Annotated in this window: 9 protein-coding genes; 7 read left to right on the forward strand and 2 right to left on the reverse strand. The window is 71.4% G+C overall.

Features of this window, described 5'->3' with window-relative positions; genetic code table 11:
* The first annotated feature begins 96 nt into the window (after window positions 1-96).
* The 3 genes from V9U70_RS19435 (at window position 97) to truA (ending at window position 2,652) form a co-directional block, all read left to right on the forward strand.
* A complete protein-coding gene (locus V9U70_RS19435) occupies window positions 97-1,119 on the forward strand; it encodes a DNA-directed RNA polymerase subunit alpha (RefSeq protein ID WP_069171149.1) in 1,023 nt (340 codons plus the stop codon).
* Between the two features lie 92 nt (window positions 1,120-1,211).
* Window positions 1,212-1,709, forward strand: coding sequence for a 50S ribosomal protein L17 (rplQ, locus tag V9U70_RS19440; RefSeq protein ID WP_336676919.1), 498 nt, complete (start codon window positions 1,212-1,214; stop codon window positions 1,707-1,709).
* A gap of 88 nt (window positions 1,710-1,797) precedes the next feature.
* A complete protein-coding gene (gene truA / locus V9U70_RS19445) occupies window positions 1,798-2,652 on the forward strand; it encodes a tRNA pseudouridine(38-40) synthase TruA (RefSeq protein WP_336676921.1) in 855 nt (284 codons plus the stop codon).
* 49 nt (window positions 2,653-2,701) lie between these two features.
* Here the strand turns inward: truA and V9U70_RS19450 are convergent, their stop codons facing one another.
* Complete coding sequence (locus V9U70_RS19450; RefSeq protein ID WP_336676923.1) at window positions 2,702-3,553, reverse strand: hypothetical protein; 852 nt, start codon at window positions 3,551-3,553, stop codon at window positions 2,702-2,704.
* A 141-nt stretch (window positions 3,554-3,694) separates the two neighbouring features.
* On the opposite strand from V9U70_RS19450, the gene V9U70_RS19455 reads away from it, so the two are divergent.
* From V9U70_RS19455 to glmM, 4 genes are all read left to right on the forward strand, one after another.
* A complete protein-coding gene (locus V9U70_RS19455) occupies window positions 3,695-5,314 on the forward strand; it encodes an ABC-F family ATP-binding cassette domain-containing protein (protein WP_336676925.1) in 1,620 nt (539 codons plus the stop codon).
* Window positions 5,315-5,542: 228 nt separating this feature from the next.
* Complete coding sequence (rplM, locus tag V9U70_RS19460) at window positions 5,543-5,986, forward strand: 50S ribosomal protein L13 (RefSeq protein WP_018960214.1); 444 nt, start codon at window positions 5,543-5,545, stop codon at window positions 5,984-5,986.
* Window positions 5,987-6,030: 44 nt separating this feature from the next.
* Window positions 6,031-6,558: a 30S ribosomal protein S9 gene (gene rpsI, locus V9U70_RS19465; protein WP_336676929.1), complete on the forward strand. Its 528-nt coding sequence runs from the start codon at window positions 6,031-6,033 to the stop codon at window positions 6,556-6,558.
* 281 nt (window positions 6,559-6,839) lie between these two features.
* Window positions 6,840-8,198, forward strand: coding sequence for a phosphoglucosamine mutase (gene glmM / locus V9U70_RS19470; protein ID WP_336676931.1), 1,359 nt, complete (start codon window positions 6,840-6,842; stop codon window positions 8,196-8,198).
* A 131-nt stretch (window positions 8,199-8,329) separates the two neighbouring features.
* Here the strand turns inward: glmM and V9U70_RS19475 are convergent, their stop codons facing one another.
* Entirely contained in the window at window positions 8,330-9,304 is a 975-nt protein-coding gene (locus V9U70_RS19475) for a DUF389 domain-containing protein (protein WP_336676933.1), read from the reverse strand.
* Window positions 9,305-9,311 lie beyond the last annotated feature (7 nt).

Raw genomic sequence — 9,311 nt, forward strand, 5'->3', positions numbered from 1 at the left:
TGCGGGCGGTATGTCCCTTCGGGGGCGTGCCGCCCGTATCCTTGTCTCATCTGTCGGGCATCAAATAGCGGGTGCCCACGACTGAAGGATCACCCCATGCTTATCGCTCAGCGTCCGTCGCTGACCGAAGAGGTCGTCGACGAGTTCCGCTCCCGGTTCGTGATCGAGCCGCTGGAGCCGGGCTTCGGCTACACCCTCGGTAACTCCCTGCGCCGTACCCTCCTCTCCTCGATCCCCGGCGCCGCCGTCACCAGCATCCGGATCGACGGCGTCCTGCACGAGTTCACCACCGTGCCGGGCGTCAAGGAGGACGTCACCGACCTCATCCTCAACATCAAGCAGCTGGTCGTCTCCTCCGAGCACGACGAGCCCGTCGTGATGTACCTGCGCAAGCAGGGCCCGGGTCTGGTCACCGCCGCCGACATCGCGCCCCCGGCCGGTGTCGAGGTCCACAACCCCGACCTCGTCCTCGCCACGCTGAACGGCAAGGGCAAGCTGGAGATGGAGCTGACCGTCGAGCGCGGTCGCGGCTACGTCTCCGCCGTCCAGAACAAGCAGCTGGGCCAGGAGATCGGCCGGATTCCGGTCGACTCCATCTACTCCCCGGTGCTCAAGGTCACGTACAAGGTCGAGGCGACCCGTGTCGAGCAGCGCACCGACTTCGACAAGCTGATCGTCGACGTCGAGACCAAGCAGGCCATGCGTCCCCGTGACGCCATGGCGTCGGCCGGCAAGACCCTGGTCGAGCTGTTCGGTCTGGCGCGCGAGCTCAACATCGACGCCGAGGGCATCGACATGGGCCCGTCCCCGACGGACGCCGCTCTCGCCGCCGATCTGGCGCTGCCGATCGAGGAGCTGGAGCTCACGGTCCGGTCGTACAACTGCCTCAAGCGCGAGGGCATCCACTCCGTGGGCGAGCTCGTGGCCCGCTCCGAGGCGGACCTGCTCGACATCCGCAACTTCGGTGCGAAGTCGATCGACGAGGTCAAGGCGAAGCTGGCCGGTATGGGCCTCGCGCTGAAGGACTCGCCTCCCGGCTTCGACCCGACCGCCGCCGCCGACGCCTTCGGCGCCGACGACGACGCGGACGCCGGCTTCGTGGAGACCGAGCAGTACTGAGCAGCACCCGCAAGACTTCCGTGAGGCGTCCGCCTCGCGGGAACTGACACCGGTACCTGATACGGCCGGTGCAGCACACAAGGAGAATCACCATGCCGCGTCCCGCAAAGGGTGCCCGTCTGGGCGGCAGCGCCGCGCACGAGCGTCTGCTCCTCGCCAACCTGGCGAAGTCGCTGTTCGAGCACGGCCGCATCACGACGACCGAGGCCAAGGCCCGCCGCCTGCGTCCGGTCGCCGAGCGCCTCGTCACCAAGGCGAAGAAGGGCGACATCCACAACCGTCGCCTGGTGCTCCAGACGATCACGGACAAGAGCATCGTGCACACGCTCTTCACCGAGATCGCCCCCCGGTACGAGAACCGCCCCGGTGGTTACACCCGTATCACCAAGATCGGCAACCGTCGTGGCGACAACGCCCCGATGGCCGTCATCGAGCTGGTCGAGGCGCTGACCGTGGCCCAGCAGGCCACCGGTGAGGCCGAGGCCGCCACGAAGCGCGCGGTCAAGGAAGACGCCCTCAAGAAGGACGAGGCCCCGGCCGAGTCCGAGGCCGTCGAGAAGGCCGACGACGCGGAGTCCAAGGACGCCTGAGCGTAGCGGCGACCACAGGCGGGCCCGCATCTCCCTTCGGGGCGGTGCGGGCCCGTTCTGCTGAGCAGGGGTGGATGAGGAGATGCGGGTGAGTGACGAGGCGGAGCCCGGTTTCGTACGGGTGCGGCTGGACCTGTCCTACGACGGCAAGGACTTCTCCGGCTGGGCGAAGCAGACCGGCCGGCGCACGGTGCAGGGGGAGATCGAGGGCGCGCTGCGGACCGTGACCCGCTCGGCGGTGACCTACGACCTGACGGTGGCCGGCCGCACGGACGCCGGGGTGCACGCGCGCGGTCAGGTGGCGCACGTGGACCTGCCGGAGGCGGTGTGGGCCGAGCACGAGGAGAAGCTGCTGCGGCGGCTCGCGGGCCGGCTGCCGCTGGACGTACGGGTCTGGCGGGCGGCGGTGGCCCCGGCCGGGTTCAACGCGCGGTTCTCCGCGCTGTGGCGGCGCTACGCGTACCGGGTGGGGGACCGCCCCGGCGGGGTGGACCCGCTGACCCGGGGGCACGTGCTGTGGCACGACCGGCCGCTGGACGTGGACGCGATGAACGAGGCGGCCGCGCCGATGGTCGGGGAGCACGACTTCGCGGCGTACTGCAAGAAGCGCGAGGGCGCGACCACCATCCGTACGCTCCAGAGGCTGAGCTGGGCGCGGGACGCGGACTCCGGTGTGCTCACCGCGACCGTCCAGGCGGACGCGTTCTGCCACAACATGGTGCGTGCGCTGATCGGGGCGGCGTTGTTCGTCGGGGACGGGCGGCGGCCGGCCGGCTGGCCCGCCGAGGTGCTCGCGGCGAAGGTGCGCGACCCCGCCGTGCACGTGGTGCGGCCGCACGGGCTGACGCTGGAGGAGGTGGCCTACCCGGCGGACGACCTGCTCGCCGCCCGGGCCCTGGAGGCGCGCAACGTCCGGACGCTGCCGGGCGCGGGCTGCTGCTGAGCCGAGGCGGCGGCCGGCAGCCGCGGTCGGCGGGGCGCGGCGGGCGGGGTCAGCCGTGGGGGTCGGCGGCCGCCTGGGAGGCCTGGAGCCGGCCCCGTTGGTGGATCTGGCGGAAGGTGAACTCCGCCAGGTCGTCGCCGACCGTGTACACGTTCTCGTCCCTGGTGGTGACCCGCTTGCCGTCGAGGAACCCGCCGACGGTGAAGTAGGCGTAGCGGCCGTGGGAGTTGGCGGTGCGGCGGCAGACCGTGCCGCCGCGGCAGAAGGTGTCGACGCCCCCGCCGCTGAGCGAGGCGATGCCGCCGGAGGCCTGGTCGACGGTCTTCTTCGCGTGGGCCTTTGTGTCGAAGACGGCGATGCCGACGGTCACGGCCACCCCGTCCTTGCGGTAGGTGGCGCGGAGGAGCTGCCGGCAGCCGTTGTCCGTGAGGACCGCGCCGAGCGCGCCCTGGGCGCCCGCCGCGCAGGCGTCGGTGAGGTGCGTCGCGCCCTTGAGGTGGACGCGGTCGCCCATGGTGAGCTTCCTGCCGGGGAAGAACCCGTCGACGGTGACGGGCGCCGTGTCCTTGCGGGCGCTGGATATGTAGTCCTCGGGGTCCGGCGGGGGCGGCGGCTCGACCGGGGAGAAGGTGGGGGCCGGCGCGGAGGGGTCCTCCGGGAGGCCGGCGGGGTCGGGCAGCCGGCTCGCTTCGCCGGCGGCCGGGCCCTTGCCCCCGCTGTCGGTCATGACGACCGCGGTCGTCACGATCGCCCCGACCGCCAGGGTGGCCAGCACACCGCCGCCGATCATCAGCAGCTTCCTGCGGCGGGCGCGTGCCGCGGACTCCTCCGCCAGCGCCGCCCAGTCCGGAGTCCCGCCGCCCCCGGGCCCCCAGGAGGGCCCCCCTTGCCCAAAGCTCATGCGCGCATCCTAAGGGCTGCCCCCCGCCCCCGGCGGGCGCACGACGACAGCGCGCTGATCCGCCCGGGGGCGGCGGGGCGGTTCCGGAGCCTGCCGTAAACCGGTTGGGCCGGAGCTTCGCGGGCCGTGACAATGCTGGGTATGGGACATCTTGAAGCAGGCCACCTGGAGTACTACCTACCGGACGGGCGGGTGCTGCTCGGCGACGCCTCGTTCCGGGTGGCCGACGGAGCCGTCGTCGCCCTCGTCGGGGCCAACGGAGCGGGCAAGACGACCCTGCTGAGGCTGCTGTCCGGTGAGCTCCAGCCGCACGGCGGCACGGTGTCCGTGAGCGGCGGACTGGGCGTGATGCCGCAGTTCGTGGGCTCGGTGCGGGACGAGCGGACCGTGCGGGACCTGCTGGTGTCGGTGGCGCAGCCGCGCATCAGGGACGCGGCCCGTGCGGTGGACGCGGCAGAGGAGAAGATCCTCACCGTCGACGACGAGGCGGCCCAGATGGCGTACGCGCAGGCGCTGAGCGACTGGGCGGAGGCGCGGGGCTACGAGGCCGAGACCGTCTGGGACATGTGCACGTTGGCCGCGCTGGGCGTTCCGTACGAGAAGGCGCAGTGGCGCGAGGTGCGCACGCTCAGCGGCGGCGAGCAGAAGCGGCTGGTGCTGGAGGCGCTGCTGCGCGGGCCCGAGGAGGTCCTGCTGCTGGACGAGCCGGACAACTATCTGGACGTGCCCGGCAAGCGGTGGCTGGAGGAGAGGCTGAAGGAGACCCGTAAGACGGTCCTCTTCGTCTCCCACGACCGGGAGCTGCTGTCCCGGGCCGCCGAGAAGATCGTCAGCGTCGAGCCGAGCCCTGCGGGCAGCGACGTGTGGGTGCACGGCGGCGGCTTCGCCACCTACCACCAGGCGCGCAAGGAGCGGTTCGCGCGGTTCGAGGAGCTGCTGCGGCGCTGGCAGGAGGAGCACGCCCGGCTGAAGGCGCTGGTCCTGCGGATGCGGCAGCAGGCGGCCAACAGCCCGGACATGGCCAACCGCTACCACGCGATGCAGACCCGTTTCAAGAAGTTCGAGGAGGCGGGCCCGCCGCCGGAGCCGCCGCGCGAGCAGGACATCCGGATGCGGTTGCGCGGCGGGCGGACCGGGGTGCGTGCGGTGACCTGCGAGAAGCTGGAGCTGACCGGCCTGATGAAGCCGTTCGACCTGGAGATCTACTACGGGGAGCGGGTCGCGGTCCTCGGTTCCAACGGCTCGGGCAAGTCGCACTTCCTGCGGCTGCTGGCGGGGGAGCCCGTGGCGCACACGGGGGAGTGGAGGCTGGGGGCGCGGGTCGTGCCGGGGCACTTCGCCCAGACGCACGCGCATCCGGAGCTGCTCGGCAGGACGCTGGTGGAGATCCTGTGGACCGAGCAGGCCAAGGACCGGGGCGGGGCGATGTCGGTGCTGCGGCGGTACGAGCTGGAGCGTCAGGGGGACCAGCCGTTCGAGAAGCTCTCGGGCGGACAGCAGGCGCGGTTCCAGATCCTGCTTCTGGAGCTGGCCGGCACCACGGCGCTGCTGCTGGACGAGCCGACGGACAACCTGGACCTGGAGTCGGCGGAGGCGTTGCAGGACGGCCTGGAGGTGTACGACGGCACGGTGATGGCCGTCACGCACGACCGGTGGTTCGCGAAGTCCTTCGACCGCTATCTGGTCTTCGGGTCGGACGGGGTGGTCCGGGAGACGGCGGAGCCGGTGTGGGACGAGCGGAGGGTGGAGCGGGCCCGGTAGGGGCGGAGGCGTTTTGACCCGTCCGGGGCGGGACGGGTAGTGTCGGGGTTTGTTACGCGTATTGGCTCCGTCGTTTTCACACGAAGGGCCGGTGCGCAGGTTCTCTGGAGCAGTTACCAGTGGCTCGCATACGGGCAGTGTCCCCGGCACTGTGAGCCCCAGCTGCATGATCGCTTCAGGGGTGCCATGTGTCTGGACCTCATCCACTGAAGAAGCGAAGGCTACGAAGTGCGCACGTACAGCCCCAAGCCCGGAGATGTGACGCGCCAGTGGCACATCATTGACGCTCAGGACATCGTCCTGGGCCGTCTGGCCACCACGGCTGCGAACCTCCTCCGAGGCAAGCACAAGGCGATCTACGCCCCCCACATGGACATGGGCGACTTCGTCATCATCATCAACGCCGACAAGGTCCACCTGTCCGGCAACAAGAAGACCCAGAAGATGGCGTACCGCCACTCCGGTTTCCCGGGCGGTCTCCGTTCGGTGCGCTACGACGAGCTGCTCTCGAAGAACCCCGAGAAGGCTGTCGAGAAGGCCATCAAGGGCATGATCCCCAAGAACACCCTGGGTCGTCAGATGCTCTCGAAGCTCAAGGTCTACGCGGGCGACCAGCACCCGCACGCTGCTCAGCAGCCGGTCCCGTTCGAGATCACCCAGGTCGCGCAGTAGTTCCGGCCACCCCCTAAGACATACAGAAAGATCTGAGGAGAATCGTGGCCGAGACCACTGTTGAGACCCCCGTCGAGGGCACCGAGGGCGAGGAGACCTTCGCCGAGGTGACCACCTTCGAGTCGGAGGTTCCCGTCGAGGGCGAGTACACCAGCGAGTCCCTCGCCGGCCGCTTCGGCGACCCGCAGCCCGCGGCCGGCCTTGGCCGTCGCAAGAACGCCATCGCCCGCGTCCGGATCGTTCCGGGCACCGGCAAGTGGAAGATCAACGGTCGCACCCTTGAGGACTACTTCCCCAACAAGGTGCACCAGCAGGAAGTCAACGAGCCCTTCAAGGTGCTCGAGCTCGACGGCCGCTACGACGTCGTCGCCCGCATCTCGGGTGGCGGTGTCTCCGGTCAGGCCGGCGCCCTGCGCCTCGGTGTGGCCCGCGCGCTGAACGAGGCGGACGTGGACAACAACCGCGCCACGCTGAAGAAGAACGGCTTCCTGTCCCGCGACGACCGTGCGGTCGAGCGCAAGAAGGCCGGTCTCAAGAAGGCCCGTAAGGCCCCGCAGTACAGCAAGCGTTAATCACGCCTGCTCGACTGCCACGTTCGCCCCGGCGGCACACTTCGTGCTGCCGGGGCGTTCGTCTATCGCCCCGCTCGGGCGTATAACGGCATAAGACGTTCATCGGCCCGGACGGGACCGGGCCGGGGAGCGCCGCCGCGCATGTCTCATCTCGGCCGCGCCATGCCGTCCGACGTGCCTTTTTGCGCTTTTTCGTAGTTTTCGCAGCTTTCGCTGTTTGGTTGTGTAGTTCGCTTGCTTTGCTGTGATTTGTGGTTTCGGAGCACTTTCGGAGGACACCAGTGGGACGACTCTTCGGTACGGACGGAGTGCGCGGTGTCGCCAACGCCGATCTGACGGCCGAGCTCGCGCTCGGGCTCTCGGTCGCCGCGGCGCACGTACTCGCCGAAGCGGGCACGTTCGCCGGCCATCGCGCGACCGCGGTGGTCGGCCGGGACCCCCGGGCCTCCGGAGAGTTCCTGGAGGCCGCCGTCGTGGCGGGCCTGGCCAGCGCGGGGGTGGACGTGCTGCGCGTCGGCGTGCTCCCGACGCCCGCCGTGGCCTACCTCACCGGCGCGCTCGGCGCGGACATCGGCGTGATGCTCTCCGCCAGTCACAACGCGATGCCCGACAACGGCGTCAAGTTCTTCGCGCGCGGCGGCCACAAGCTCGCCGACGAGCTGGAGGACCGCATCGAGACGGTCTACGAGCAGCACCGCACCGGTGAGCCCTGGAACCGCCCGACCGGCGCGGGCGTGGGCCGGGTCACCGACTACGCGGAGGGCTTCGACCGGTACGTCGCCCACCTCATCGGCGTCCTGCCCAACCGGCTCGACGGGCTGAAGGTCGTCCTGGACGAGGCGCACGGCGCCGCCGCCCGGGTCTCGCCCGAGGCGTTCGCACGCGCCGGCGCGGAGGTCGTCACCATCGGGGCCGAGCCGGACGGCCTGAACATCAACGACGGCTGCGGCTCCACCCACCTGGCGCTGCTGCGCGCCGCCGTCGTCGAGCACGGGGCCGACCTCGGCATCGCGCACGACGGCGACGCCGACCGCTGCCTGGCCGTGGACGCGTCGGGCGAGGAGGTCGACGGCGACCAGATCCTCGCCGTGCTGGCCCTCGCGATGCGGGAGGCCGGCCAGCTGCGCAAGGACACCGTGGTCGGCACCGTGATGTCGAACCTCGGCTTCAAGATCGCCATGGAGCGGGAGGGCATCCAGCTCGTCCAGACGGGCGTGGGCGACCGGTACGTCCTGGAGTCGATGAAGGCCGAGGGGTACGCGCTCGGCGGCGAGCAGTCCGGGCACGTCATCGTCCTGGACCACGCCACCACCGGCGACGGCACCCTGACCGGCCTGATGCTGGCCGCCCGGGTCGCCGCGACCGGCCGCGGCCTCGCCGAGCTGGCCGGGGTCATGCGGCGGCTGCCGCAGGTCCTCGTCAACGTGCCGGACGTCGACAAGTCGCGGGTGAAGACCTCCGCCGAACTGGCCGCCGCGGTGTCCGACGCGGAGCGGGAGCTGGGCGCCACGGGCCGCGTGCTGCTGCGCCCCTCGGGCACGGAACCGCTGGTGCGGGTCATGGTCGAGGCGGCCGACATCGAGCAGGCGCGGGCCGTCGCCGGCCGGCTGGCGGATGTGGTGAAGTCCGCGCTCGGCTGACGGGCGGGCGCTGCCGGGCCCGGTGAGGTCCGGCGGCGCCCGGCGGAGGCCGGGCCGCGCGGCCGAGCCCAGGGCCGTCCTGGCCCCCCGGTGCGAGCCCGGCCGTCGTCGTGGGCCCGGACGGCGGCTGGTCAGACGGACGGGGCCCGGCCGCTCGGGGGCCGGACCGGGTCGTGGCCCGCCCGGCGCCGGCGCGCCGCCCACAGGCCCTTCTGGAGCAGCAGGGTCAGGGTGCCGGCCAGCACGATGCCGCCGAGGTTGGCGAGGAGCTGCTGGGACGAGCCCACCGTCTGGGCGTAGTCCCCGTAGCTGAAGGCGACCGCGGCGTTGGCCGCCGCCGGGACCGTCGTCACCGAGATGGCCACGCCGATCAGCGCCCCCGACTTCGCCGAGGTGAGCGAGAGCGTCCCGGCGACGCCGGCCAGGAACGCCACCACGAACGACGTCCAGTCCGGGTGCCAGATGAAGCCGGTGTTGGGGCGGGGCCGGTCCGCCATCGTGCGGTCGAACAGGCCGCAGGCGTCCATCAGCCCCACGAAGCCCGCGGTGATGACCAACGCCGCGGCGAAGCCGCCGAGCAGCGCCCACAGCGAGCGCCCCGCCAGGCGCGGGGCGCGCTGCACCAGGGCCGTCGAGATCCCGGCCAGCGGCCCGAACTCCGGGCCGACCGCCATCGCGCCCACGATCAGGATCGGGTTGTCGAGCATCACACCGCAGGCGGCCAGCATGGTGGCGACGGCGAGGAAGGCCACATAGGTGACGCTGAACGTCGACTCCTCGTTCGTCGCCTCGCTCAGCTCCTCCCACAGCACCGCGTCAGCGCTGTCGCCCGGCGCGTCGCGCTCGGCCCGATCGGCGTAGGAGGACAGCGTGAGGTCCTGCGACTCCACGGCGATCGCCCCGGACTCGTCGATCCCCAGGCGGCGCAGCGCACCGATCAGCTCCTCACCCGCCGCCCGTGCCATGTCGCACTCCACCACGTCCCCGGCCGGGCTGCGGGCCGCGCCGGGCAGGACCACCAGGTGGGCGGTGCCGGCGGTGGACTCCAGGAGGGAGACGACCTCCTGAGTGGTGTCGGCCGGCACGATCAGACGCAGGTGCAGCACGGCGGCG

Origin of the sequence: Streptomyces pratensis, assembly GCF_037137275.1 — a bacterium.
GTDB classification, from domain to species: domain Bacteria; phylum Actinomycetota; class Actinomycetes; order Streptomycetales; family Streptomycetaceae; genus Streptomyces; species Streptomyces pratensis_B.